We start from the raw sequence: 26,278 nt of genomic DNA on the forward strand, positions 1-26,278 counted from the left end.
GCGCTATCGTTTCAATATCATGCCCAAGAAGAAGATCGTCTCCGCAGAGGCGACCGGTGGCGCTGGAACGTTGTTCGAGTACCGCATCGCAGCGATAATGCTTACACACCTGTTGCGGGGGACACACCCTCCGGGACTGCCGGTTCCCATAGCCGCACTGGCCCTTCAACAGCGGGTCAGGGGTCATCTGCTCGATGACATCGTCGTCTACGGTAGACAGCTGCCCGTTGCCCTATATACAGAGTTCCAGGTCAAGACCTCCCTGACAGTGTCACCCAGGAACCACGATTTCATTGATGTAATAACACAAGCTCTCCATGTTCTCGACGAAAACGCCCAGGGGGTCGCGCTTGGAGATATCTGCTTAGGAATTGTAGCCAAGCCTAAAGGCGATCTGGAACAACTCTCCAAGTTAGCCAGCCGAGCAGCAGCCCATGCTAGCGAACGCACCTTTTTCGAATCTTCAGTCAAAGGAGCTTTCGCCGAGAAGTACCGGGAACGACTGAACAAGATCCGCGATGCTGTCACAATTGCTCAAGCCAGGGGTGCACCAACTCTCGGTGGGGTCCATGCCGCCACCCACGCCTTCCTGCACAACCTTCATGTCTGGTGTCCTCTGGTCGAGGAAGGCGAAAGAGATCTCCAGGAAGCACTCGATCGTATAACGCCGATTGCGGAAAGCTTTGATGTCACATCTCGAAGCCTATTCGGTGACCTGGCCGACTTGGCAAAAACATGGGGACGGATGGCTGGAGTCGTCGACGCTGACACGGTACTGCGTCACCTTCGAAGACGTGGGCTGAAGCCGAGATCCGCAGAGGTCTCCTCCGCGTCTTCCCACGACATCGAGGTCGACGCCATTGTCCGCGGTCCTCTGGACTCTCTTGATCTGAGGGCGTCTGAGGTCGAGGCAAAACGCCTGCTCAAGGCTGGAGACAATCGAGCGGCCGTGCACTACGCCGAACTATCTGAGCGTCTACGATCGGCCAACTTCACACCTCATGCCGAACTGATGAAGAGGAGGGAAGCGGAGGCTCTGCGAGCTTGCGGGGAAGTAGAGGCCGCAGTTCGACTGAGCGTCAGCTTGGCTTGGGATCACCTCGATCGCGTCCAGCCTTGGGAGGCCGGCTTCGCACTGTTGGACAGGGCGGATCATGAAGGCAACAGGATATCATTCACACAGGAATCTCGACGTCTCCTCGATGTGGTGGACGCCGCCGTATGGGTTGCTAAGGGTAGTGATCTAGCGAGCTATGTGCCGAAATTCGATGCCCTCGCGACAGGAGATCACGATGAGCTCAGAGCGGCTGTATTTCTTTGCGAGGAAGCCATAGCCGATGGCCAGCCTAATCTGGTACTCGAACGACTCGACCCCTTGAGAGCGATCGTGGACAGGTCGGTGGCCCCAGGAGGCTCTCGCGTCAAAGAGCTCGCCGTTCGTGTCCGCATGTGTCTTGCCGACGCCACTGGTGAATGGGGAGATCTGGTGCGTGAGATGCACCGTCTCCTACCACGTCGCATGATCGCGTGGCTTTATGCTCGCAATGCTCGCTATCTTGCCCTATCTGGAGACGGACCCAACTCCCAGCATTTTTATCTCGAGGCAATCGAGCGTGCGTCGGCCGAGAAGATGTTCGACGAGGCGGCCGACTGGCTATATGCCCTGCGTACGGTGCGATTCTGGTTCGACACCAGTCATGATGATCCACAGCACTCGATCGCTCAAGCACTGCGACCGCACGCCAGACCAAGCACGCTCCCTGGGTCGCCACATGTTTCAGAACTCGCGCTGAGAGCCGCCCAGGACGACACCACTCCGGGAGAGGGTCTCCGGCAAGTTCAGCGCTGGCGGTGGCAAGCAGTCGTACGCGCGCAGATTACCAGTGAGCTCGAAGCAGAAAAAGTCTTAGGCTCCCTGCTCGAAAATCAGGGAGATGCCGTTCAAGCTACAGGCTGCTACATACGTTCAGGGGCGGCGAAACGTGCGGCGGCAGCCGCACGTTCGTTCCCGGAGCAACCCGCACACGTTCCCGCCGCCCCACACAACGCTGTGCCAACAAGCCGGGCCGCAGCATACGCGGCCAGCGCCACGGTCAGCGATCTCCTCAAGGATGACGATGCCCGATGGTGGGCGGATAAGGCATTGGACGAAATCTCGCTAGATCCGATTAGCTTCCCATCCATAGAACCATCGCCGTATGTGCACGCCTTCGATGTACTTCAGGCAGTTGCCGATGTCTTGAATGGCCGCCAAGCTGAACGCCTGCTTCAGCAGCTTGAGCTACTGCTATCGGAGCCGAGTGGATGGTTCAGAGGGATCGACAAACAAGTTGCCCATATCCTGATCTCTCTGGCTGAACTCGGTTACGAGCAGGCCATATCACTCCTCATCCCGCCATTGCTCACCGACGAGCGAATGGGTGAATTCATCTGGACCGACATTGCACGAGCGAAGAGGCACGCCGAACTACTAAGCCGCCTTCTAAGTCATTCTATATCGAAAAGCCTCCCCGCTTGCCTCGCGATCATCCGAGCCGGTGCCGACCCAGCCCCCACATTGGCTCTGGCGCGTACGGTTGTAGAACGCCAACTTTCTCCCACCGAACCGGGCGAGACGGATGGGAACTCCATACATTGGAACGCCCCAACTGATGCCACACTTGCGACTGTGCTCGACCAAGAAACCAAGAATGATTTCGCCGTCACCCTACTCGATCGAGCCCTCAACCAACGGAAATCTTATCGAAACCGAGACCGCGATATCCGCGCCCTGCACATCCTCAGTTCCCACGTCGACACCCAGACAAAGCGTCTATGTCTTTCACGCCTTCTGGACCTCGCCAGAGGGCGATACTGCGACCGCCCCGTCAAGCAACATGAGGAGAACACGCTGCCAATCATGGCTCTACGTTGTGCAGCTATGCTCGATCCAGATCCAGACCAATCTGCGGAAATCGAGCACATAGCCCTCACCACCCTGGGAGCGGAGGGCGTAAATGTTCAATGGCATATTGGTAAAGCAATTGCCCGCCTGCCAACCGCGCATTCGACACTGCACCCCCAACAATCCGCCACCCACCCATATCCAGCATTGCGAGCCCTCGCCGCTTACCGCTGGGGTGACAGTCCGGCACTACTTCCTCACGAAATAGCCCTACAGCTAGCTACCGACAAGAATCCCAGCGTGCGCCGGGAGCTGGCCACCGCCCTCATGAGGGCACCCATCTTAGATCCGGGCAGACTGGAAATTGTAGAGCTGCTACGATCCGACCCGCGCCGCAGCGTCCGGACTCGATTGTCACAAGAACCACTTATGTGACCGTTAAACGATCGAACCATAGCGTTGCCAGTGACACGTGCCAACTAATGGAGGACTCGGAGAACTGGTGACCGTAGGAGCGCCTGGAGATACCGCTAACACCGGTGGTAGACGTATGCCAGCCCAGCCGATGGTTCCCGCCCAATATTGACGACCTCGATGCCGAGCTACAGGAGCCAAGTAGTTGACCACCGCACACGGCCATGACCATACCGGCGACGCATTCGCCCACCTAGTGCTGAGATGATGGCGATCGCCTCGAATATTGCCGTCGACCAGCGCAGGTTCATTCTCTCGTCACCGCTTTACGCCAAGACTCCGAAGCCGCCAGAGTACGCCATGCCGCATACAGCTCAGGGATGGACCGTCATGTCGACGGTTCAAACTGTTGTGAACGTAACTATCCAACCTGCCCGCACGGACTCGCAGCCAAACGCCTTATTGCCAACTATTAGATCAGCCGCTCGGAATTAATACCTGACTTAGACGACTCTCCCTTGCGGGCACGGGGGTGAGCCCTCGTCCACGGAGGCGAGCGGTTCGGCCATTTCCGATGGAATCGTTGATGCCTGGTTGATCTTTTAGAGATTGGTATGGCGCCTCCTACCATGTCTACATGGAGATCAGCGCCTGCGATAAATACTATACGCAATATGAGCCTCACGCATGGTTTGCAGTGCCCGCGTACACCCCTTCGCCGGTTTCTCGATCGCGAGCTGTCAGCGGGGGTCCGGCGTTTGCGAGCGACCTACCGGGCTCAGCTACCGGCGGGGCCAGTGATTTTGCCGGGTGAAGGCGTGGGCGGCGAGGCCGGAACCGTAGGCACCGCGATCGACCAGCGGCTACGCCTGGCCTTTACCACAATCGACCCGGTCGACAGCGCAACCCGGTCCGGAATTTCCTTGCTGAAACTCACCGCCAACGACCTTGGCCCCCACCGCGCGTGGGAGACGATCGAGGTCGTGGGCAAGCAACTCGAAGAGCTCATGAACGCTGTGATCCCCGAGCTTTGCCCAGATAATCGGACCAGGCCGTTGATGTGCACTGATGAGGACGAAGAACGTCTAGCCCGGATGTTGATTGCGGCCGCATGGTATGCGCTCAACTGCCGCAGCTATATCGCCTTCCCCCTGACGCCATTGTGCAAGGCGGCGTTCGCCGATCCCGGCGGGTTCACTCTTACCCGGCTGCTGGCGCTCCCGCACCAGCACCTAGTTGATGACATCCTGGCGCAACTGCGCGCCGCCGAACGCGGACCACTCGACCGACTCCGCGCTGAGACCGATACCGCCGCATGCTTCTCCGGACCGACGTTTGATGGCAGCGCCCATCTGTCAGCTGACGCCGATCTGATCGTCGACGGGCTGCTGGTGGACTTCAAGAGCACCCGCAGAATTGAGAACTTCCCTCTGCCGGTGATCCTGCAGCTGCTCGGCTACACCCTGATGGACTTCAACGACCGATACCGCATCGACCGCGTCGCGGTGTACATGACCCGTGTCGGCTTGCTGGCCCCCTGGACGGTCGAGGATTACCTCGCACTGCTCGGCGCCCGCCGGCGCAACCTCACTGAGTTGCGCGCCGCGTTCGAGATGCTGCTGAGCTACCGCGGGTGCCGCGCCGACCGTGACCCGCTACCCGCCGAACTACCCGGGGTTGAGGCGCTACTGGCCGATCTGGCGCCCGTCATCCCCGAAGGGTGCTGCCGGGTATGCGCTCAGCGGCTCATCCACCCCATGATCACCGCGACACGTCCTCGCCTGTACTGCTCACCGTTCTGTGGCAGTCGATCATCCAGCCTTCGCTATCACGGTTGGCTCTAGGCACCTGTGACTGTGGTGATGGCTTGCAGGCTCATCACCACCGCACCAGGCCTCCCATGGAACTCCGACCGTCCGCCACAGAGGATACCGGAGAGCGTCTGCCTCCTCCCTGTAATCAACGACAAAGGGATAGCAACTCCCTCATCGCGGCGCTCGCCGGGACACTGGGTTAGGTCGCTGATCGCCCTAGGGGACAGCGTCCGACACATACATGCCTTCAGCGTATTCACGACAATTGTTCCCCCTGACCGGATTGTAGTGTAGATCGCCTGGCTGTGGTGCTCATCCTCCCGTGGTCAACAGAGCCAGCGATATACCTGGTCAGGGGGCCAGGCTTCCAGCAGGGTTCTCCGTGCCGGGAACGAGGTCGGCGATTCTGCGGGTGCCACTGATGTCTTCCATTGCCTCGACGTCTGATTCTGTGATCTTGCCGCGCAGACTGGAGCCGACATGCCACCGATTGGTCAGCCAGCCATGCCTGCCAGCGACTATCGCCGGGCCGATGCCCAACCGCGTCGAGAGCATCAGTAGTTGCTCTCTCGTCGTGGCCCGGGCAATGGAGGCGGAGGCGTCCGCAGGGTAGAGAACGCCTTCAGCGAAGGAGTCGGCCTCCTGCTCCGCCGGGTCCTTTTCAGATCGCTCGCCCTCGAGATCGAGCAAGGTCGTCCGCTTGGGATGGAGCAAGATGTGCCCGATCTCGTGGATAAGGCTGAACCAGAAAACGTCGGGCTTGTGGTGCCGTTCGGTGACGCCGATCAGGGGCTGACCCGCCGTGAGCCACCAGGTCGCGGCGGACAACCGGGATCCGTCCACCTGCCGCACGAAGACCAGCCTTACCCCCGCCTCCGCCAGGGCGTTGCGGGCCACGGTGAAGCCGTCCACGATGCTCAGGTTTGTCATCGCGGGTAGTTGTTTCGTGAGGGCACGCAGTGCGCCGATCTTGAATGGGGCGGCCTCCTGCGCGTGGCCGGCTAGGTCGAGCAAACGCAGCCACAGTGCGGTGTTCTGCTCGACGACGTCGAAAGCCTGGCTCCTTCTGAAGGAGACCCGCGGTCGTTGCCAGGTCTGCTCGAACGCCGCGGGGTTCGCGACGCCAAAGAACTTCAGCACCTTTTCGGCAGCGGACTCCTTGGCCTCCTTGGGGGCGATGATTCCGTGGCGAAGGAGCGTTGGCCGGTCGAACCCCTTGAACCACTCCGCGTAGTCCAGCAGTTGGCTGACGGCTTTTTGCCTGCTGACGTGAGCCTGGTAGTCGGCGTCCGCACGCAGCCAGAACAGCGCGTCCAGGCCAAGAGCGCGTTCGAGCACCTGAGCGACTTCACCGGAGATACCGATGCTCTCCTTGACGATCTGGTTGATGTGCTTCGGGGTAAGGCCGGTGCGGTCGGCGAGGTCCGCCTGCTTGATGCCCCGCTCGTCGAGGATCGCCTGAAGGATCGCTCCAGGATGGAGCGACCAGTCCGGCGCGAACTCCGGTGTGCCTGGCGGAGTTGTCATCCCGCCACTTTCCGCAGCGCGGGCTGTCCGCCGACGAACAGCTCGGCGATCTCCAGCCTGGAGACGCCGTCCGGGACGAGGTGAGGGCTCAGCACCTCCGCGTCGTTCTCCCCCTTAGCCACGGCACTGAGGATGACGGCCTTGTAGGACAGCATGATCCGGCTGGACGCCTCGGCGGTTCTCGGCGCGATGATGCGGACCAGGCCGGTGGCGAGGGCGTTGAGCAGGGTGGGAGCGGCCATCCGCAGCACGTGCAGGAGCAGCATCACCTCACCGACGGCGACTGGCCACGTCTGGCTGAGGAGGTCGGGCGAACCGACGGCCTGCGCGAGGGCAGGATCCGAGAACGTCAGGATCATACGCACATTATTCCTGGAGGTGGTTGAGGATCCAAGACGCCCCGCGACACGCCGACGATCGAAACTTAACTGATTTCGCGATTTTCTGTGGTTCAATGTTCTTGATCAAGGACGTGTCCTGCACCGGCCACGCCATCGTTTACAGAAGGGTTGTTCCCATGCCCCGCATCCACACCTACGTCGCGACGGACACCACGCCGCGCACTTACGCCGACATCGCCCCCAGCACGCCGCTGAAGGAGCTCGTGAACCTCGGGGACAGCTCGCTGGCCTACGGGCTCGACCAGGACGAGGCGCTCGACGTTACGCGGACCGTCGAGGAACTGTTCGGCAGCCGCAACGCGCACGTGATCGTCCACTCCTGCCGGGAGGTCCGCGTCACCGTCACCTACGGCGGCTCGTCGCGGAACATCCAGGCCAAGCCCGGGTGGCGGGTCGCCAAGGTCCACCGGGAGGCGATCAAGGCGTTCCAGATCGACGAGGCTTCGGCTGCGGACCTGATCCTGCGCCTGCCCGGGTCCACTGAGGAACTGTCGGAGACGGTGCCGATCGGCGGCTACGCCGCAGAGGGCACCTGCTCGGTCGCGCTCGACCTGGCCCCGCACATCCGGGCGCAGGGGTGACGGCCGTGCCGGGCCCCGTCCATGATCCTGGGCTGGTGCGTCTTGAGTGCGACCTCGCCTCCGCAGAGTTCGACAGCGGGGTCGACGCCGGACTCTGGCGCCTCGTACGACTCGACTGGCCCACGCTCGTCGTCGCCATCGTCGCAGGCGACGACCGGGAGCTCGGCATGCACCTCAACGTCGAGGGGTATCCCGCGACTGCCCCCGCCGGGCAGCCGTGGGACCTCGACAAGAACGCCCCCCTGCCCACCGACAGGTGGCCGACGGGCGGGACTGCGGAGCTGGTGTTCCGCCGCGACTGGTCTTCCTCGCAGGGCAACGCCCCCTACCTGGCCTGTGACCGCCAAGGACTGCTGACACACGGGAACTGGATGGCCGAGCGTTCCGACCGAGCCTGGAACCCTACCCGCACGATCACCTTCTATCTGACCGAGATCCATCGCGAGCTTCGCAACGCTTCCCTTCCGGACGGCCACCGGTGACATCGAGCCGACCGGTACTGACCATCCGATCAGACCGTTATGAAGCACTCATCCGAGAGCTCGCCCGTCGGGGCGGGGGTGTCCGAGAATCCGGTGCTTTCCTCCTAACTCCGTTAGACGCGACGACCCAGCGCGGGCCTCGGCCCATTACCGGGATCGCCTACTACGACGATCTCGACCCTGACTGCCTCACCGGCGGTATCACCTTCAGTGCGATCGGCTACAGCGTGTTGAACCAACGCTGCCGCCGCGACGGCCTCCAAGTTGTGGGCGACATCCACACTCATCCCGGCACGCTGGTCCGGCAGAGCCGTATAGACCGGGGCAACCCGATGATCGCCATCCCCGGACACGTGGCGATCATCGCGCCCCGCTTCGCTCAAGGTGTTATCTCACCGGTAGACCTCGGCGTTCATGTCTTCACCGGAGCCGGCAACTGGACTTCCTCGTACGGACACGCCGTCAACGACGTTCTCTCCATCGAACCTGTCCGCAATGGGTCATTCTCCCCCATCCGCATCATCCGTCGTCTCTTCAGCAAGGGTCACCGCCGATGACTGAGCAACCCCGCCGTGTCGACGCCGTCCACCGGACGGCACTCCTTTCCGCCCACGACGGCTCCCAGCCCACCGTGCGGGACGCGCTCGACGCCCACACGCGAACCGGCATCCTGATCCACGCCGACGCTACGACGTGCGAAGATGCCGCCGGTCAAGCGGCTCTCCTCACCGCGGTGGCGACAGCCGTCCGTGCGTTCGGTACCGTCCTCGTCGCCGTCGACACAGCCGACGCGCAGCTGAGATCCGGCCCGTACCGCGGCGCGACACTCAGCCACGTCCTCACCGAAATCGGAGCTGTTTCTTCTCACCCGAATGGCCCGTCGTGGCCGGTCCTCCTGATCGGCGCACAGACGCCTCCGCCCTCTGCCCGCCCCGGTACTCCTGTGCTGCGGGCATCTTGGAGCGGCTGGACCGCCCGCGTCCAGGTTGCCGACGACCGCACCGAAGGTGACCCGTGTGACGACACCTGTGTTCTCGCCCCGATCGCCGCCGGCGCACTCGGTGTGGCAGAAGCCTTCACCTTCATTCGACGGCTGCCCGGTAACGACGCCGGATTCCGCGATGTCGTGCTGGACCTCTGGTCGCTCGGGCGACCGGCCGACGCCCCCGCGCCGCCCCTGTGCTACGCGCCGTGTGCCTGGTGGCTCGTCGGACTCGGCCACCTCGGCCAAGCCAACGCCTGGGTGATTTCCTGGCTCTCTTACCAGAACCCGAACGAAATCGAGATCATCCTCCAGGACACCGATCTCACCATCCCTGCTAACCACAGCACCGGCCTGTTCACCCCCGTGAATTCCGACGGCATGCCGAAGACCCGCCTCGTCGCGGCGGTCCTCGACAGGCTGTCCTACCGGACGCGCATCATCGAGCGGCCTTTGACTTCATACACCAAGGCAGATCCCGCGGACCCGCATGTGGCGCTGATCGGTGTCGACAACCTCGCCGCTCGCAGGCTGCTCTCCTCCGTCGGCTGGCGCACCGCCATCGACGCCGGTCTAGGCGCTGGAGCCCGGGATTTTTCATCGATCGCGCTCCATCGCTTTCCCGGAGCCTTCCCCAGCTCAAGCGTCCCGGCCTGGGCCGACTCCACGACGCCGCCGGTCACCATCCCCGACCAGCCCGCTTTCAAAGACGCAGAGGATCGCCTCGGACGTTGCGGTGTCGTTGAACTCGCCGGTAAGGCCATTGGAGCCGCATACGTCGGCGCCGTAGCAGCCTGCCTCACCATCGCCGAGGCCGTCCGAGAACTCCACAGAGGTCCTGGGTATGACGTTGCGGCCCTTGACCTTCTTACTCATGACCCGCGAACCGCGCCGGCTGAGACCCGTGCCAACATCATCCACGCCCCGCTCGCTCACTCTTAGCCTCCACGCTTCAGGGGTAGAGCGGCAGCGCGCCGATATATGACCTTATAAACTTAATAAGTGTCATGTCCGGCTCCTCTCGCCGCTCCCCGGACAGCAAAGCCTCGATTTTCTCCACATGGCTGCGGGATATGGCGACTTGCCTCCATGATGTCCACCGAAGCGGCGGCAACTTGGACCGCTGCGACAAAATGGACTTAATGGAGGTCATGTGACCAACCGGGAATCCCTCGCAAAGCTCGTATTTTCCCTGGTGATCGCCTGCGGCACCGTCTGCTTCGGCCCAGCACCCGTGGCTGCAAGCTCGTATGCCTCAGCAACGACCAGCGGGTGTATTTCCTCGTATTACGCTGCCGCCCACCCCGCGAAGGACGTAGTTGCGGGTATCCCGATCGCGAATAAAGGGTGGCGCAGTTACTCCCTGGGGATCGCCTCATACTTGCGACGGTGTGGTGGATACGCACATGCGACCCATCAGGTATATATCGACACCCGCAATCTGCCCTACGGTCATCGCCTCTGGATTCAAGTATCCACGCAACGAAGCGACGGCGTGTGGGCACGCGCCCATGAGGCCGCCGTTCTACAGGTGACCGGGCGCCAAAGAATAGAGGAGGTGATTCTCCATCAGCGTCGTGGGATCGGGGGCGGGCTCTCGGTCACACTGGTCAAGGTCGTTCACACGGCCACCACACCTGGTGACGGGGCTCTGATCCCGCGTAGTTCCACTCTCGTCGGAATCTACAAACCCTGGAACGGCCCGGTGGCATCCCCGCGAAGCTAGCCGATCGCTGGACAAGATCACCATATAAAGCGCGGCGGTGCACCACGGCAACGAGTAGGGGAGATGTGCACCGCCGCTCATACGAGTAGGCTTACCTGTCTCCTTGTGTCGATGATCAAAGAGGAGGCGAGAGGGTCCACAAGCTTCTGGACGCGGCACGCGGACGCGTCGAGGTGATCACCGGCTCACATGCAGAAGCCGAGGTTCTCGACCGGGCCTTCGAGAGCGCGGCCGGCCTCGCCTACCAAGCCCTGGCCAGCCCGTCCTTTGAGGAGTCTGACAGCTCGGCCGCCTCGTCGATTACGATCGCCACCCGTTCGACGAGCTATACGCCACCCTCACCGGCCACGGCCTCAACGAGGCTTTCGTCCAGGGCATCATCGACATGAAGCGGCCCAAGGACGAAAGCTCGACGCCGGCGTCGCCCGCACCCCGGACACAACCTCCCCCACCGGCTTCGAGCAGTGGTGCGTCTAGACCCTCAAGCCGCCGTCCTCCCCTGAAGTGAGGCAGCGCCGGAACACATAGAGCAGGGCCAACCAAGGCCACTCGCCACATTGGAGGCCCCCTGAGTACCCGCTGAAAAGATCGAACAGCGGTCAGGCCCCAGCAGCCCTCGGCCTTGGGGAGATGGGTGGACGTCCTGTGGTTGCCTGTCATGAGGGAAGTGGTCAGCTTAGATCTAGGTGATCGGCACCTAGCACAAGGTGAGCCATCGTGTGACGGTCACAGGGAAGGGCTGAATCCTCCCTGCAAAGGACACGTACACGATGGCTCTGTCCCAGTCTGACTTAAGACTCGCTGACTGGCGCGTCCGGCCAGCTCGCGGACCACCGCACCGATCTGGGAGGCCAGGCGGGGCGTGCGCCGCTGGGTAGCGTTCCAGCACGCCGGACAGCTGTTCACGGAAGGTCTGGCGGCAACCGCGGGTTGGGCAGACCAGGCGGCGGACCCGTACTACCACGATTACGTCGCGTGCGTCGACCGGGACATCCGTGACAGTACGATCGTAATGGCCGTGCACGCACGCTGTCCGGGCCCCGCAGTTCGGGCAGGCGACAGGCCCGCCCGGAGTTTTCGCCCGCACATGGATGCGCTCGTCCTCATCCGCGACGTCCTCCACGACCAGCGGCGACAACCCTGAGAACACCACAGTCACAAGCCAACCAAGATCATGTATGACTCACTGTGACGCAGTGAAACCTTTCGTCACCACCGAATCTGCGACAGAGCCGTTGTTTTGTTGTTTTGTTCTTACAGTCCCCATTTCGGTGTGGTGTCGGAACACAGCCACACCGAGAGCGGCACCAATCACCTCTCGCTGGCCCGCGTGGGTCGCGCTCTTTCGTTCTTGCTCATCTACGGTGACCCGCGACGGTCACCCGTTCCCATGTACTGAAACACTGGTCGATCAGCGTTGATCGGAACCGGCGATCGATGGTGAGTCCGCCCGGCATCTGATCACGCCTTGGTAGTCGAGCGCTTTCTGAGCGCTAACGCCAATGTCTGGATCAAGGTGATGGTGCGTTTCCACCAGGGGAGCGTGATCGCTGCGACGTGCTTCTCTACTGCGGCGATGAACTTCTCCTCCGCTGCCCTGAGGTCCGTCAGGTCGACGCGATCAGGGCCGATGTTCATGCCCTCGTCATTCTCAAGCCCGGGGGCCTTCCATGCCTTGTGCATCGCGCCGCCAGCGATTCTGCGCACCGCAGTTACCAACTCGCTGTAGGCGGTGCCGGTCTCTGGCGATTCGGCTTGGGTCCATGCCTGGTAGTAGGAGATCCGGGACTGCACCTTGCGGAGTTCTTCTGAGAGCCTGATGCGCTCTGCTTCCTTCTGGTCTGTCCGGCGCCGGCGGATGGCGTACGGAAACTCCCTGTAGTCGGCGTAGGCCTGGTATGCCTCCGCCAAGGTATTGCGGACCCGTGACCGCTCCTCAATGCGGGTGCTGCGACGAGCAAGGACTGAATTGATGACGGCGGTCACCGCCGCGGCGACAACCGCGCCGGAGAGCACTGCGGCGAGGAGGGCGTCACCCGAGGTAGGGGCCACTACGGTGTTGACGATTGGTGGTGGCGATGTGGAACTGGTTACGGTCGTCGCTGTTGACCGCTGAACGGTCGGCATCCCCGTGGTGGACGCCGCCGGTGCGGTGGTGTTGGGGGGCTCGGGGGTGGGGCTGGCCATACTTTCAGTCTTGGTTCAGGCTGCGTGCCACGCGAGAGGCAACTGTGGGCCGTGCGGCACCTCCTCTCCGACCCACTCCCCGGTCTGGTGCCACCAAGCCTCACGGATCAAGTGCGCGCAGATATGCCCAGCGAGGGCAACACCACCGTCATACCAACGCCAGCGCTGGGACGGCGGATCGCCTGGATACCAGATGCAGAGGCTGCCGTCATCGTAGCGGTGGGGTGAGCCGGGGCCAGGCACGTAGATGTGCGGGATGTCTCGGCTATTCACGGGGAACGCGATGGTCACCCGCCGTGAATCGAGCCCGGTCGGCGTGAGGGTCACCTGGACGGTGAATCCCCTTCGCCGCCCGGCCACCGGTCCTGCCCCGGCAGTCCTCACCACAGCGACATCGGCCCCCGCAGCATGCAAGTCGGCGATGAGCCGCAGGCGGTTCATCGGACGCTCGAACCAGGCGGGGTGTCGGTAGGAGGGAACTCGTCTCACAACACTCGGCGCCCGCCGTATGCCCGGGTGGGAGGAATGGCAACCGCGGGAGTGGAGAGCCCTAGGGAAACTGTGGTGATCGGCGTGCGGGGCCGCAGCGCCGCGGCCATCGCCGCGAGTTGGTCGCTCGCCGGCGCCTCGACATAGTTCCGGAAGACCTTGTGCAGAGCGGACTGTACAGCGGCCTCATCGTCATCATGTGCCAAGGCGTCGGTCATCGCGTCGGCGGCGGCGCGCAGTCGGTGAATCATAATATCGCGGCTGACGCCCTTCATCAGCTTCAGGGGCTTGGAGACACCAGCGGGGTCCGGAGTGTTGCAACCGGTACCGAGGAAGGTCGCTCCGCCGTCGAACACGGCGTGCAAGCCGGTGGCGACGCTCATACCAGGAGCGACATACTCAAGAGCCAGCGCTGAGAGGTGAAATGATGAAAGCCCAGGCAGGGTCCACTGCTTGTTCCATGCCTTCGCCAGCCGGATGACCTGGCGACGAGTGCGGCGCAGCGCCACCGTGCCATCGTTGAGCAGCTCGACGTGCTTCTCCGGATCGGAGGCCTCCCAGCGTTGCATGTGCAGATTGGGAATCCACAGTCCACTGCCGTCGCGGCGCGTGAGCGCGAGGACCAGGTCGACGGAAGGGTCCTGATCGTTGACCGGCGCACCGAAGGTGATCTTCGGCCCGCGCTTGGAGGTCCCGCATCGGGCGTTCGGGTAAGTGTTCCGGATCTCTGGCCCAAGCAGAGCGCACAGAACAGCGGCGACACTGTTGGGCGTCTCGCCACCACCGTCTGGGCCGAGCTGGGGGTAGTAGATCCGGTTAAGGACAAGGCCGCCGTCGCCGTCAGTGACAGGGGCGTTGATGGTGTGCTGGGCCAGTGACCCAGAGGCGTATGTGCGGTGCGCTCCGCGGAAGCTCATCGCGATCTTGCGGACGAGCGCGAGCCGTCCCCGGGCCTCGGCCAATGCGGCATCGTCGGCAGCGATGGCGCTGCCCACGGACCTGAGGTAGTCGTTGGTGTAACCCATGTGAGGTTGCCTTTCGAGGTGTCGGAGGGGCTTGTTCGCCCCTTCACACCTACTGACGCCGAACCTCATCCGTCCGTCCGGCTACTCCGCGCACTCCTTGCACATCCGCGCCGTGGGACTAGCGAACCGGTTCGGGTGCAGGGTGAGAAAGCACCGCTCGCACTGGCGGTCGGCTGCGTGAGTGCAGGCGCAGTGCCCGGCCGGGCAGCGCGAGTTACGGCACTTCGGACAGTTTTCTGTCGGGAGAAACTGTTCCTCGCAGACCTCGCAGAACTCCTGCCGAGACACAAAGCCGCCGGGGCCGGTGCGCGGTGGTGCGAAGGGCTTCCAGCCTGGCCGGTCCAGGACGGCAACTGTGATCAGATAATCACCCGACCATGCGGCGTCCCCATAGAGCCGAATGCTGGTCGACCCAGATCTGTATTGCACGTAGGTGTCGTCGACCTGCACGTTGGCGTGGCGGTGCAGGGCCGCCCGGACCAACGGCGTGTGAGCCTGACTCCAGCCCCGAGCCGGGGGATAGACCTCGCCGTGGGCGGCGGCGAAGGACACGATCCCTGCGCTGTCCAATACGGCGACAACGCCGTCAGTACCCAACTGCTGGGCGATCCGGACAGAGCAGGCGGCCCGGGATGCCTGCGTCCGCTCGAACAACGAGCAGACGTCGCTAGCAGAGGGTGATCGGCTGCCAGGACGGGGCTGAAGCATCTCGTCCGAGATAAGTACCAGCGAGGCGAACACGTCGCATGCGGCATCCTCAAACGTCTCACGGTCCGCTGGCTGCCGACGAACCGCGAGAGCCAGCCGGGCGTCCGTCTTCTGCAGGTGGTGCCCGAGTTCATGGAGGGCGGTGAACTGCCGGCGCCGGAGGCTCAGCGACTCGGTCACTGTCAGAGTCGGTGGGGTGGTGTCGTGCACGTACCCGCCCGCAACAGAGCATCGCGTCCCGATCATCTCGTCAGGGACCCTACGCACCTGCACATCAGGCCAAGTGCCGAGTTCGATGAGGGCGTCAGCACGCAGCCGACCGGCTGCACCCGGCCACCTTTTTTCGAGCAGTTGCAGCATGCCACGCGCCTGGGCCACGGCCTCGACGCGGAGAACGTTCATTCTGCGGCGTCCGGATCGAGCTGATGCGCTTCCGCCCATCGGCGGATCCGATCGGGCCAAGAAGGTGCCTGATCACCGGTCTGCCGGGCTGCCATCGCACTGACCTCATAGGCCAAGGCGAGTCGGGCCTCACTGTCGGTGAGCTCGTCGCGGCGCTTGCGCTGCCGGACCAGACCTCGCCACCTGGGCTGGTTGAACTCCGTGACGAGACCGAGCGGAGGCGGAGTGGCTGTCGGCGCGGCACCGAATACCTCACGCATGATGACGGCCTCTTGAGGCGTTGGTGCCCGCTTGCCGTCGATCAGGTCGAGAACGACTGGGAGTGGGGCACCGAGCCGTGTGGCTGCCTCATCAAGCGTCTCTGGTGCTAGGGCGTCGATGTTGATCCCGCCTGCGGTCTCTGCCTCGGTCGTCTCGACCTCCGTCGCGGTCACCTCGGTCATCGCCGCCAGGTCGTCTTCCAACGCTGCCCTGGCCTCGGACACATCCGGATCCGCCGACAGTGGACTGGCGGCCTCAGATACCTTCTGAGGGCGCGCCACCCGGTCAGCGACCTGCCGTGCGGCGGTCCCCACGTCATCGACGGGTCTGTCCAGCAGACTGATCGGTAGCTCCCGGCACAGCCCAGGCCACACGGTTACCGGACTGTTGAGGGAGGTGACCTCGCCCTCGATCAGCATGGAGCCAGGATTCTCCGTGATGGGCTCGACCGTCACTGGGACGGCGGTCACTGAGTCGGCGTCGACCGCAAGGAGCAGCACCAGCAGACCGATGTCGTCACGAAGAGCACGCCAGATCTGCCCAGGCGCTGGCGCCCAGGTCGAACGGGGTCCGAATCGGCGCTCAAGCGCGGATTCGGTTAACTGGGGAGCAGCTACCTGCTGTGCCAGAGCAACCAGGTGCTTTGGCACCCAGACGGTTTCACTGGATGTCACGACGGCCACCCTTCCATCAAGGAGCTTGACGGCCTACACCATGGCTGACGCCGAAACAGACAAATCCGTCCGGCCTTGCTTACGGAGCGATCAAACACAGCCGCAGCACCTCCAGGATCACGTTCTCGCCCAGGTCATCATCGGGCACCAACTCGCCCAGTACGGCTTTGAGCTTTCGGGTCGCTTCGAATGCTTGGGTCCGGCCGACGCCTAGGACCTGCATGTGATCGCTCACCGGCTTATGCAGATGCGGCAGCAGAACCCGCTGCGACGGGGACAACTGGGCGTACACCTCTCGAGCTCGCTCCCCAACCTCGACGAGCACATCTGGTCGATCCTCGAACGGCGCGACAGCCAGGTCGAATGCCAGCTGATCAAGCATTGCGTCGGCGAACTCCGCCGCGGCCGGGAAACGCTGCAAAAAGATCCAGGTGAGCTCGGCGACCTCAAGCGAACCGGCGGCCGCCGAAAAGACCGCTTCCAAAATGGCGATCAACGACTCATCACTGGCCAGCGGAGCGCGCCGCTCACCGGACCAGCGGACGGCGCGCACGCCAGGCACTGAGTACGCCGCAGCGACCAATGGCCGTAACTCCCCCGCGTAAGGGAAGTACTGCACGCCGATCAGCTGCCAGCGTCCGGCTCCGGGAGTACCCGACGGCACCTGGTCGAACTTCGGCGTCGCGGCCAACAATTCCTCGATCTTGCGCCGCACTGATCCCACCGGGGTTTTGCGTGCCTCGCTCACAAGGAAGTTTCGGATCGACCTGCGCAGGTAGCGCTCCATCGAAGGAAGACCGGCCGTCTGTGCCAAGACGGCATCCGTCACCTGGGGCCCCTTTGCGACGAAGAAGCTCTGCACCCATTCCCATACCGAGTCCTCTGTCCACCCCGCGCCAGGCTCCAGTACCGGAAAACGGCGTACCTCTTCACGCATAAACGTGTAGAGCAGTTTCAGCCCGAGCTGATCGAAGCGACCGAGCTGTTGCAGCTCGCGGTACGCGTCCATGACGGCTCCCGGATGCACAGGTCTGTCGGGCTTCACCTGGCCCCTCGATAACCGAGGAGCTACCAGGCACGAGCCATGTGTCTCGTCTCATCGCTCTGCGTTAACAGCTGTTACCGATTCAATCCGGTTAGGTATGCGCCACGGACCGCATCCACTGTCATCACGCGAGACGCGACGGCTTGGCCAGAACTTTGACGGCTCCGCTCAGCGAAGCGCATACGAGCAGGTCAGGTTAGCGTGGCGGGTTTGGCGTGAAGCTTGGGCGTGAAATCGGAATTGCCTATCTTCCCTGTTCAGAGGCTCGATGGGGTGCCTGCGGCGGTTCATGGTGTCCGCGCTTCTGCCCTTGGTGCCTCGGTCAGGACGTCTTCCAAGTCCCCCACCTGGTACAGCAGCACCTCGACGGTTTGCGACCCCGACCTCGCGGGTGATCCACCGGACGGGGCGCAGCCAGCCGGCGGCCACGACGTAGTCGAAGTCGCGGCGCCGGATCCCCCGCGCCGCCACTGATGCTGGCGGTGCTGGCGCGCTGGAGAAGTTGGGCATCCGGTGGGAACAGTGGGAGCGGCCGGGGCGATGGGAGGATCTATGGCGTTGGGGGTTGAAGGCGGACGGCAGATTGGCCGATCCGTGGTGACCTGAACCGCGCCCGCTGTGTTGGACGACGGAGCTTCTGATGTGTTCGTGTAGCAGACCACTGAGCCGCTGTCGTCGGATGACGTTGACGTCACGTCGGTAAGGGGAACGGCCTGAGTAGGCTGGCCATATTCCGGCGCGATGCGACCGGTGGACCTTGAAACGGTGCTCGTACTCAGGGATGATCTTGCGCAGGTGTGCGGCTTGATGATGAGGAGTCGGTCGAGGAGTTTGCGGCCCACGCTGTCGACCGCGCGCTCCATGATCGCGTTCATGCGGGACGCTTGAGGAGCGGTGCGTACAATCCGGACGTGTTCGGCGCGGAACACCTCTGGCTATGACGGTGCCTGGGAGCACCACTTGAGTGCGAGAGTGGGCACCACTTAACGATCTTGAGGGTCGAGTATGTCGGTGAGTTCGAGCACCACCGGCAGCCTTGGTCGTTCGTCTGATGACTACGGACTGTGAGTAGTGGTTGGGGGTGAGGTGGGCGTGGGCGTCTGGGTCATCCTGCAGTGAGTGTGTTGTTGCGCTGGGCGCGTGCCTGGGTCTGGGACAGCCGGTAGGAGTGGGTGCCGGTCTCGATGATGTTGCCGCCGAAGGTGAGGCGGTCGACGATGGCGGCGCAGAGTCGGGGGTCGGTGAAGGTCTTGGTCCAGCCTCCGAAGCTCTCGTTGGATGCGATGGCGACGCTGGCCTTTTCTTCGCGTTCGGTCAGCACCTGAAAGAGGAGTTCGGCACCGCGGCGGTCGAGTTCCATGTAGCCGAGTTCGTCGATGCAGAGCAGGTCGACGCGGCCGTAGCGGGCGATGGTCTTGGTCAGCTGTTTGTCGTCGGCTGCTTCGACGAGTTCGTTAACCAGTTTCGTGGCCAGGGTGTAGCGGACACGATGGCCCTTCATCGCGGCTTCGGTGCCCAGTGCGATCAGCAGGTGGGACTTGCCGGTCCCGCTGTCGCCGATCAGGCAGAGCGGCTGGCCCCTTTTCACCCATTCGCCGGTGGCCAAGGTGTGGATGAGCGCGGGGTCGATGTGGGGGTTGGCGTCGAAGTCGAACTCGCGCAGCGACTTGTCCCGGGGAAAGGCGGCGGCCTTGATCCGGCGTTCGGAGCGGCGGCGGGCGCGGTCATCGCATTCGGCCATCAGTAGTTCGGCCAGGAACCCGAGGTAGGACATCTGCTCGTGGGTGGCGCGCTCGGCCATCTCCTCGAAGTGCTTGCGGATGGTGGGCAGGCGCAGCATCCGGCACGAGGCATCGACAGCGGACTGAGCTGCCTGCTCGGTGAGTCCGCGGTGACGTGGCGCCGGGGCGGGGGTGGTCATTGCTGGTCTCCCTGGGCGTGAGGACGGCGGCGCAGGAGCTGGTCGTAGATGGCCACTGAGGGCAGCGGCCGGGTATCGGGCGGCAGTTGCGCCAGGCGCCGCTCGGTCAGGAAGGTCACGCTCGCGCGATCGTGGTGTTCGGGCTGGGCGGCGGGGTTCGACTCGGTGGTGGTGTCGGCTTCTGCGGCCTTGCGGGCCTCCAGTGCGACGGCATCGGCGGTTAGCGCTCCGGCTGCCAGGGCCGAGGCCAGACCGGCGACCACGTGCTCTTGGGCCAGGTGGCGCGACAGCAGTAGTACCTCGATCAGGGCGCGGGTGCCGTCGCGGTCACCGTGGGCCTTGCAGGCCGCGGCCCACCACCGGTCGTGCACCGGCGTGAACTTGCCCGCCGCGCGGGCCTGCTCCAGCGCGGTCGCGCCGGGCAACGCGCCGGGTTTGCGGATCAGCACCTCCAGGTAGTGATCGAGCTCCAGCCGCATGCCGGCCTTGGCCAGCAGCCGCTCATGCCGAGCCACTTCCTCGCGGCCGTCATAGACGACCAGCTCCGAGGCGTGCAGCATCACCCGGACCTGACGGCCGATCAAGTGGGCCGGTACCGAGTAGCGGTTGGTGCGCACATTGATCTGGCTGTAGCGATCCACCCGCGGCGATAACAGCAGCCCGGTCTCGAACGCCTCGTCCGGCAAGGGTTTGAGCAGGGGCTGCTCGATCGCGAAATAATCACCGATGGTGCGGGGTCGGCTGCCGATCCGCCGCGCGTCGTCGGCCGCGTCCCAGGCGTCGATCAGGGCGTTCAGCTCGGCCAGCATGGCGACCTGCGGGACGGGCACCAGGTGGTTGCGGCGGAACCAGCCGATGTCGCCCTCCACCCCGCCCTTCTCGTGCGCGCCCTGCTTACCGGGCTGGCAGTAGAACGGTTCGATGCCGTAGTGCTCGCGAAAGGCGGTCCAGCGCGGTGTCTCCACCCGAGCCCGGGAGAAGCCGAGCACCTGGGCGACCGCAGCCTTGAGGTTGTCGTAGCGGATCTTGCCGAAGGGAACCCCGCCCAGCACCCTGAAGGCGTGAACGTGCCCCTCGAAAAACGCCTCCTGGCCCCCAGAGGCGAACACGCGGTGCACGGCCTTGCCCGAATACGACAGCCGCAGCGAGAACAGCACGCACTTGACCAGCTCGCCGGCCAGCCGGATCGTCACCTCGCCGAAGTCGGCCTCCGCCTCGGCACCTGGCCTGTGCGACTGCGGCACGAATGCGTGCTGTGGACCGCGCCCCGCTTCCATCCTGATCTCTGGCCGCCGCCGGGTGAGGTAAGCGCGAACCATCTGATACGACACCTCCGCCGCGTGCTCGTCGACCAGCCTGTCGAAGATCCGTTTGGCGGTATGCCGCTGCTTCTTCGGGGCGTCCAGATCCGCCCGGAGCATCTCGTCGATCGCCGACTTGTACGGATCGAGCCGTGTGCTGCGAGGTGGTAGCTCCTTCCTCGGGGCCGGCCAGTCGCCCGCCAGCGCTTTGGCTACTGTGCGGCGGCTGACCTGGAGCTTGCGCTCGATCGCCCGGCCCGACAAGCCCGCACGCGATTCACGGCGGATAGCGGCATACAGCGCGACCTTGTCAGCCTGCGACGCCACGACGCCCTCCTCACACGGAGTAGCGGCGCCATCATCTCATCGTAACGAGGCCAGTGGTGCTCAAACTCATCAACATCCGCGAACGCCACCATCATGGCCGAGCACCAGTGACCTACAAACGGTGCCCGATCTCGCCGTCATAGCCAACACCTCATCGAATAGCGCGGTGACCTGGCTGTCCCGGTCACGAATTGCAAACTTGAATGAGCCGGTCCATCCCAGGCCCATGATCAAGTTTCCGGCCTGTTGGGTAGCCCGGTCAGTGGTCAGGTTCGCCGTGACGCTCTGGATGCGCACCCCGCGGGTGGCGTGCTCGACGACCGTGAAACAACATAGGCTGGCGATCGTGATCGTCTCGACATCTTTCTGCTGCGCCGCTAGTCGCCACTGGAGACAAAAAGCTGTCAAGCGCGTACTGAGGCACGAACGTATGCGGGCAGTGCTGTCCACCAGCTACATTCGTCGCGCACGGCCAAGACCTGTTGGCGGTCGTCTGCCAGTTGCCGGAGGGATTCGTGCCGGTCGGCCCGTCCGCAGGCAGCCACGCCCGCACGCAGGACGGTAATGGCCTGCGAACCGAAGGGACGCGTACGGCAGATAGCTAGCATCGCTTCCAGCACGTCTGGAGGCATGCGCGGTGACGCGTTAACGAGCGCCCAGCATGCCTGCACGCGCGTGTCCAGATCAATTCGTTCAGCGCCGAGGATGCCCAGGAGGGCCCAACCATCGCTCGCGCCCTCGGCGACCTTGCCGAATACTCTGATCACTGCACGCAGCATCACGGGATCCATAAGGTCGGCTCCGCGGCGTAACAGCGCGGCCAGCGGCGAGCGCAGGGCGTTGCGATATCCCGAGTTGACCAGCAAGGCCGTGTACATCGACCGAACCGCGTCATCGTGTCCGACAAGGCTCTGGCTCAGGACGTGGCCGAGCAATGGGTCATCACCGCGCTCCCATTTGGCTTGCCAGACCAGGCCTATGTCTTGAACCTCGGCGGCCAAGCGCAGGCAGGTCGCGCGGAAGCGACTGACCTGCGCGTCGGCAGTCGCAGTCGGCTTGGCAAGGTAGACCAGCTCAGGTCCCATCCCTGTGGGCATCGTAAGGTGCACGGATGGCGTCAGCCGACGCATGAGTTGCGTGGCAGCGCGGCGTACTTCCAGTTCGATACTCGCATCAACAATCGTGTCCGCGCACTCTCGTCGCAGCGCACTAAGCTCTTGTGCTGATGGACGCCACGCCCCCGCGTCGACGAGGGCGGCAACAGTGGAAAACAGCTCGCGCAGAAGCCAGCGATCCGGCGGGTCGAACAGCGCCCGGACGACCCAGCCCGCAGGGGCACGTCCCGGTGCCCGCTGATACAGCTTCAGTGGCTGGAAAGAGGCTGGGTTTCCACGCTGAGTCATCACGGCGACGGCAACCTCGCCGGCGATCTCGGCCGTAGCGTCTGTCCGACCTATGCGGAGAAGCGCCTCAGCACGTATGTCCTGGGCCGCGCCCTGCGCTGTGCAAAGTTCCAGCATCAGCCGTTCGATCAGAGTGCCCCACGTTCGACGACCGAGCTTGCGATCCGTCGCAATGAGGTGGCCGGACAGCAGATCCCAACCGGCAGACGTGATGACATCACCGCCGAGCACGCAATCGATCAGCTCGGCGGCGGCTTGTTCGTCCGATGGCCCTCCGGCCGGATCGTCACTGCGGCGTCCGTACGCACGCAGCACCTTGTGTGCCGGCCCGGCGAGATGTCCCGCTGCTAGGCCGAGCGCCTGCTCATAGGCGGCCAGATGGCGGGGTAGCCATGTCGCGGTCCCATTTTCCAGACGCGAAATCATAGCTGGCCCGATGCTGCGGGATCCTGCCTCCCGCATGACTCTAGCCGCGAAGGTCGCTGCGGTCGCAGCGTCCACATCCGGGGCGTTGTACCGATGTGTCCGGGCCAGCCATCCCACCAGAGCATCAGGGCCGTGCGGGGAGGGGGCGCTGGCCTTAGCCGGTCTACCGAACGTTGCAGCCATGGCTGTCTCCGACTTCTTTACTGCTCAGTGCTCCGATTCAAGCACCCGCCCGAACTACCCGGAAGAGGCGAAACTCAAAGAGTAGGAGTCAGCACAAAACGGGGTACGGAGACACAAGTATGGATAGAAACGACAGAACGACACAATGCGACTTACGTCGGGATAGCACTGCCACCCCTACTCAAGCGCTACCGACGGAGTCCTCATCGGAGAGTGGAGTATCCCAGCAGCAGAAAAGGAGGGATTGGATGGGTATAATCAACACCGTGGCTGGTATCGGGCTTCTCTGCCTTTCGATCTGGAACACCGTCAAAGGCTGACTGCGACCCTGCCGTCGATTGAAGTACCGGCCAGGCCAGCAGAGGACAAGCGCAGCAAATCATATTTTCCAGTCCACCAGCCGAGATGGTCCGGTTTGCTGTGCTGTCGACGTACAGAAACACGAACTCTCCGCGAACACGGAGAGCAGTTCCAATGCCGGGGCATCAAGCTGATGTGCCCCGACTTCGGTGCAATCGTCTTACTGGAATCCTCGTGTCGTTGATCACGAGGAGAGGCGAGAAGTGCCCCGAAGCTATCCCTCCATTTCCGCCGTCAGGTACTCGACCTGGTCAAGTCAGGCTGCCCACTCCGGCAGGTAAGTCGCAGACCTGGCATGCCCAGCCAGACATCTACGTCTGGCTGGGCATGCCAGGGGCCCAGGTCACGTCCCATCGAGTGGTAGGTCGGGCTACGTGCGACGCACCGTCCCCCGATCTTGACGACATGACTCGAGACAAGACGTCTCTCGCATCCGTTTACCCAAGTTCTCCAGTCAGGCCGACTTTCTTGATCCAGCGCCCCCAGCGGGGACTGCGCTCGAACTGCTCAGCGATGGCCCTGCCTGAGGGCAGCGCACCGTCAGGGCCCCGGTTGGCCTGCGCCCATCCCCAGGCAGCACGACGAAGATCGACAACGTCACGCGGATGTACCCCGGCTTCGAGATCGTCGTCACCAGCGGAGACGTTCGCACAATCCTGCTGCACGATGATGTGTTCGGCGACCCGGCGTATCTGCGCCATTAGTAGTTCGTAGCTGCCGATCAGTGACGCCGAGGGCCAAGCAGCGATGACTCGGCCGATAACGCTCGGCTCAGCGACCGCGACGTTGGCGCCTAGGCTGGCCAAGCTGCCGGTGATAAGGAGGGCCCATGCCAGGACACCACCACGTGCCCCGTACCGGTTGGCCTGGAGGATGGACATCGAGGCCACGACGATCGTGCCGTCTACCGCAAGAGGAATGAGCACGGCCGCCAGTTGATCCTCGCCATGCTGCAGACACAACTCGCGCATGTGCCGAAACGAGACGACCGCAGCGATCAGTGCCAGCAGCGACACACCCACGATCGTTGTACGCCGAATGCAACGAACCAGACGAAAGTCGGATTGCATGACGGCCTACCTCTGCCCGAGCAGGAACTGCCGAGTCAGGGTGAAGGCATGTGCAATTGGTTCGGCTCCGACCTCAGACCCGAACCTTCATAAAGGCTGAGGTGGATGGGCGTCCCGTAGTTGCCTGTCATGAGGCAAGCGGTTAGCTTAGCTCTCCCGTTGATCCCATGCTTTTGATCCAGCGGCCCCATCTGGCGCTGCGCGCGAACTGCGTGGCTATGGCCTTGCCAGAAGGCAGAACGCCATCAGGGCGGCGATTAGCCTGAGCCCACTGCCATGCTTGCCGATGCAAACTTCCCGCGCTAACACCTGCCTCCTCTTGGCCCGTGACAAACTTCATCTCCCTGTTCTCGTGAGAGCTTTCCGCTCTAGCGCAGGTGTGCCTGATCTGGCCTATGAGCATCTCGTAGGCGCCGATCAACGCGAATGAAGGCCAGGCGGCAACGATGCGGGCGATCACCACAGGATCGGCGACCGCTACGTTGGCGCCAAGACTGGCCAGGCTGCTGACGATCAGGAGAGTCCAAGGCAGGATGCCTCCACGCCGACCGTACCGGCTGGCCAGGAGAATCGACATGGAGGACGCGACGATCATTCCATCCACTGCGAGCGGGACAAGAGCGGCACCGAGCTCACTTTCACCGTAGCGGAGAGCCAACTCGTGCATGTGCCTGTAGGACACCATCGCGGCTATCACCGCGAGCAGCACCACGGACGCCGTCGTCGTCCAGCGGATCCAGCGGTCCGCGGATGCAGAAAAACCTTTCATCGGCCCGCATCCCTTTTGACCAGCTTCGTGCGCGCCTCAACGACGAGGCGACCACGTGAAACGGCAGGTAGAGGTGCCGCAGATTTGGGGCGTGCCTGGCCGGGGGCACTTTCCTGACCAGCCATCCAGCCCTCTACCAGGGCATCCCTTGATCACTGCTGAGTGATCTACGGCAGCCGTAGGCCGCCGTACGCAGCCATAGGTCAATGATCGCGAACCATGTGCGAACCAGCATCCAGGACGTTTCCCCAGGTCACCTCTGGAAAGCGAAAGGCCCCGGGATGTCCCTGGGCCGTGGTGCGCAAGGCTGTGGATCACTCGTCGAGAGCTTCGGAGATCTTCCCGTTGGCGCGCGCCTGCTGCCCTTCGATGCACTTGGCGTAGACCCGCAGCAGCACGTCAACGCTGTGACCGGCCCGCTCGGCCACCTCGGTAGCCGGCACCCCGGCGTTCAGCCAGAGCGAGACAGCCGCATGCCGAAGGTCGTACGGCCGCGCCGCCAGCGGTGAGACCACCTGCTCAGCCGTGAAGGCCACCCGGCGTGCCTGCTGCCAGACACCCGAGTATGCCGAGGAAGAATGGGACCGCAGGATCGCGACCAGGACGGGAGGGATGGGAACCAGCCGAGTCTCATCCTTGGCCCGATGCTTGAGGCCCCGAGAGTCGTGAGTCTCCCCCGAGTTGGTCCATCTCTTGTTGGCCTGTGGCCGCGCCTTCTCGACCGTCAGCAGACCCCAGCCCTGTTCAGGAAGGGTCACGTCCAGCGGAGTGGTGTATGAGTTGATCTCTGCGTGATCCTGTTTCTGCAGGTTAAGCGGTGAGTGTTTGTGGGATCGGGTTTGGTTGTGGTGTGTCGCCGGGAATGACGCGGAGCCGGGTCTTGGCCAGGATGTCGGGGCCCATGTAGCGGCGGGCT

General features: G+C 63.5%; 20 protein-coding genes and 1 pseudogene. 6 read left to right on the forward strand and 15 right to left on the reverse strand.

What is annotated here, in order from left to right; genetic code table 11:
* Positions 1–19: 19 nt before the first annotated feature.
* Positions 20–3,319, forward strand: coding sequence for a hypothetical protein (locus ABGB17_RS17440; protein WP_347630650.1), 3,300 nt, complete (start codon positions 20–22; stop codon positions 3,317–3,319).
* 653 nt (positions 3,320–3,972) lie between these two features.
* Entirely contained in the window at positions 3,973–5,142 is a 1,170-nt protein-coding gene (locus ABGB17_RS17445; RefSeq protein WP_347630652.1) for a hypothetical protein, read from the forward strand.
* Positions 5,143–5,463: 321 nt separating this feature from the next.
* On the opposite strand, the gene ABGB17_RS17450 is transcribed toward ABGB17_RS17445, so the two are convergent.
* Entirely contained in the window at positions 5,464–6,639 is a 1,176-nt protein-coding gene (locus tag ABGB17_RS17450) for a helix-turn-helix domain-containing protein (RefSeq protein ID WP_347630654.1), read from the reverse strand.
* On the reverse strand, positions 6,636–6,998 hold the full coding sequence (locus tag ABGB17_RS17455) for a hypothetical protein (RefSeq protein WP_347630656.1): 363 nt from the start codon (positions 6,996–6,998) through the stop codon (positions 6,636–6,638). Before ABGB17_RS17455 ends, ABGB17_RS17450 begins: the two co-directional genes overlap by 4 nt.
* 158 nt (positions 6,999–7,156) lie before the next feature.
* Between ABGB17_RS17455 and ABGB17_RS17460 the strand changes: the two genes are divergently transcribed.
* Genes ABGB17_RS17460 through ABGB17_RS17475 form a run of 4 tightly spaced genes read left to right on the forward strand, consistent with a single transcriptional unit; the run spans position 7,157 to position 10,027 of the window.
* Positions 7,157–7,621: a hypothetical protein gene (locus ABGB17_RS17460; protein WP_347630658.1), complete on the forward strand. Its 465-nt coding sequence runs from the start codon at positions 7,157–7,159 to the stop codon at positions 7,619–7,621.
* 35 nt (positions 7,622–7,656) lie between these two features.
* Positions 7,657–8,103, forward strand: coding sequence for a hypothetical protein (locus ABGB17_RS17465; RefSeq protein WP_347630660.1), 447 nt, complete (start codon positions 7,657–7,659; stop codon positions 8,101–8,103).
* The gene (locus ABGB17_RS17470) at positions 8,100–8,660 is read left to right on the forward strand and encodes a hypothetical protein (protein ID WP_347630662.1); all 561 of its coding nucleotides are present in this window, start codon (positions 8,100–8,102) and stop codon (positions 8,658–8,660) included. The genes ABGB17_RS17465 and ABGB17_RS17470 overlap by 4 nt, the downstream gene beginning before the upstream one ends.
* Positions 8,657–10,027, forward strand: coding sequence for a hypothetical protein (locus ABGB17_RS17475; RefSeq protein ID WP_347630664.1), 1,371 nt, complete (start codon positions 8,657–8,659; stop codon positions 10,025–10,027). Before ABGB17_RS17470 ends, ABGB17_RS17475 begins: the two co-directional genes overlap by 4 nt.
* A 1,570-nt stretch (positions 10,028–11,597) precedes the next feature.
* Here the strand turns inward: ABGB17_RS17475 and ABGB17_RS17480 are convergent.
* From ABGB17_RS17480 to ABGB17_RS17540, 13 genes and pseudogenes are all read right to left on the reverse strand, one after another.
* Positions 11,598–11,991: pseudogene (locus tag ABGB17_RS17480) on the reverse strand (transposase family protein); the annotation flags it as partial.
* 281 nt (positions 11,992–12,272) lie between these two features.
* Positions 12,273–12,998: a hypothetical protein gene (locus ABGB17_RS17485; protein WP_347630666.1), complete on the reverse strand. Its 726-nt coding sequence runs from the start codon at positions 12,996–12,998 to the stop codon at positions 12,273–12,275.
* Positions 12,999–13,483: 485 nt separating this feature from the next.
* Positions 13,484–14,512 carry a hypothetical protein gene (locus tag ABGB17_RS17490; protein ID WP_347630668.1) on the reverse strand — a complete coding sequence of 343 codons (1,029 nt, stop codon included), beginning with the start codon at positions 14,510–14,512 and terminating at the stop codon, positions 13,484–13,486.
* Between the two features lie 81 nt (positions 14,513–14,593).
* Positions 14,594–15,580, reverse strand: coding sequence for an ImmA/IrrE family metallo-endopeptidase (locus tag ABGB17_RS17495; protein WP_347630670.1), 987 nt, complete (start codon positions 15,578–15,580; stop codon positions 14,594–14,596).
* Positions 15,581–15,618: 38 nt separating this feature from the next.
* The gene (locus ABGB17_RS17500; RefSeq protein ID WP_347630672.1) at positions 15,619–16,557 is read right to left on the reverse strand and encodes a hypothetical protein; all 939 of its coding nucleotides are present in this window, start codon (positions 16,555–16,557) and stop codon (positions 15,619–15,621) included.
* Between the two features lie 79 nt (positions 16,558–16,636).
* On the reverse strand, positions 16,637–17,566 hold the full coding sequence (locus ABGB17_RS17505; RefSeq protein ID WP_347630674.1) for a hypothetical protein: 930 nt from the start codon (positions 17,564–17,566) through the stop codon (positions 16,637–16,639).
* A gap of 1,141 nt (positions 17,567–18,707) precedes the next feature.
* On the reverse strand, positions 18,708–19,523 hold the full coding sequence (gene istB, locus ABGB17_RS17510; RefSeq protein WP_347630676.1) for an IS21-like element helper ATPase IstB: 816 nt from the start codon (positions 19,521–19,523) through the stop codon (positions 18,708–18,710).
* On the reverse strand, positions 19,520–21,151 hold the full coding sequence (gene istA / locus ABGB17_RS17515; RefSeq protein WP_347630678.1) for an IS21 family transposase: 1,632 nt from the start codon (positions 21,149–21,151) through the stop codon (positions 19,520–19,522). The genes istB and istA overlap by 4 nt, the downstream gene beginning before the upstream one ends.
* 69 nt (positions 21,152–21,220) lie before the next feature.
* Positions 21,221–21,559, reverse strand: a complete 339-nt coding sequence (locus ABGB17_RS17520; RefSeq protein ID WP_347630680.1) for a hypothetical protein — start codon at positions 21,557–21,559, stop codon at positions 21,221–21,223.
* Positions 21,556–22,980, reverse strand: coding sequence for a hypothetical protein (locus tag ABGB17_RS17525; protein ID WP_347630682.1), 1,425 nt, complete (start codon positions 22,978–22,980; stop codon positions 21,556–21,558). The genes ABGB17_RS17520 and ABGB17_RS17525 overlap by 4 nt, the downstream gene beginning before the upstream one ends.
* Before the next feature lie 980 nt (positions 22,981–23,960).
* Positions 23,961–24,593, reverse strand: a complete 633-nt coding sequence (locus tag ABGB17_RS17530) for a DUF2637 domain-containing protein (protein ID WP_347630684.1) — start codon at positions 24,591–24,593, stop codon at positions 23,961–23,963.
* 142 nt (positions 24,594–24,735) lie between these two features.
* A complete protein-coding gene (locus ABGB17_RS17535) occupies positions 24,736–25,362 on the reverse strand; it encodes a DUF2637 domain-containing protein (protein ID WP_347630686.1) in 627 nt (208 codons plus the stop codon).
* A gap of 314 nt (positions 25,363–25,676) precedes the next feature.
* Positions 25,677–26,120 (reverse strand): hypothetical protein, encoded by a 444-nt coding sequence (locus tag ABGB17_RS17540; RefSeq protein WP_347630688.1) that lies wholly within the window; start codon positions 26,118–26,120, stop codon positions 25,677–25,679.
* Between the last annotated feature and the right edge of the window lie 158 nt (positions 26,121–26,278).

It is taken from the genome of Sphaerisporangium sp. B11E5 (assembly GCF_039871875.1).
Lineage (GTDB): Bacteria > Actinomycetota > Actinomycetes > Streptosporangiales > Streptosporangiaceae > Sphaerisporangium.

Coding starts and splice junctions, on each gene's coding strand:
- ABGB17_RS17485 (WP_347630666.1), bottom strand. CDS start 12,998: ATGGCCAGCCCCACCCCCGAGCCCCCCAACACCACCGCACCGGCGGCG.
- ABGB17_RS17445 (WP_347630652.1), top strand. CDS start 3,973: ATGAGCCTCACGCATGGTTTGCAGTGCCCGCGTACACCCCTTCGCCGG.
- ABGB17_RS17505 (WP_347630674.1), bottom strand. CDS start 17,566: ATGGACGCGTACCGCGAGCTGCAACAGCTCGGTCGCTTCGATCAGCTC.
- ABGB17_RS17440 (WP_347630650.1), top strand. CDS start 20: ATGCCCAAGAAGAAGATCGTCTCCGCAGAGGCGACCGGTGGCGCTGGA.
- ABGB17_RS17490 (WP_347630668.1), bottom strand. CDS start 14,512: ATGGGTTACACCAACGACTACCTCAGGTCCGTGGGCAGCGCCATCGCT.
- ABGB17_RS17535 (WP_347630686.1), bottom strand. CDS start 25,362: ATGAAAGGTTTTTCTGCATCCGCGGACCGCTGGATCCGCTGGACGACG.
- ABGB17_RS17455 (WP_347630656.1), bottom strand. CDS start 6,998: ATGATCCTGACGTTCTCGGATCCTGCCCTCGCGCAGGCCGTCGGTTCG.
- istB (WP_347630676.1), bottom strand. CDS start 19,523: ATGACCACCCCCGCCCCGGCGCCACGTCACCGCGGACTCACCGAGCAG.
- ABGB17_RS17530 (WP_347630684.1), bottom strand. CDS start 24,593: ATGCAATCCGACTTTCGTCTGGTTCGTTGCATTCGGCGTACAACGATC.
- ABGB17_RS17460 (WP_347630658.1), top strand. CDS start 7,157: ATGCCCCGCATCCACACCTACGTCGCGACGGACACCACGCCGCGCACT.
- ABGB17_RS17525 (WP_347630682.1), bottom strand. CDS start 22,980: ATGATTTCGCGTCTGGAAAATGGGACCGCGACATGGCTACCCCGCCAT.
- ABGB17_RS17495 (WP_347630670.1), bottom strand. CDS start 15,580: ATGCTGCAACTGCTCGAAAAAAGGTGGCCGGGTGCAGCCGGTCGGCTG.
- ABGB17_RS17475 (WP_347630664.1), top strand. CDS start 8,657: ATGACTGAGCAACCCCGCCGTGTCGACGCCGTCCACCGGACGGCACTC.
- ABGB17_RS17450 (WP_347630654.1), bottom strand. CDS start 6,639: ATGACAACTCCGCCAGGCACACCGGAGTTCGCGCCGGACTGGTCGCTC.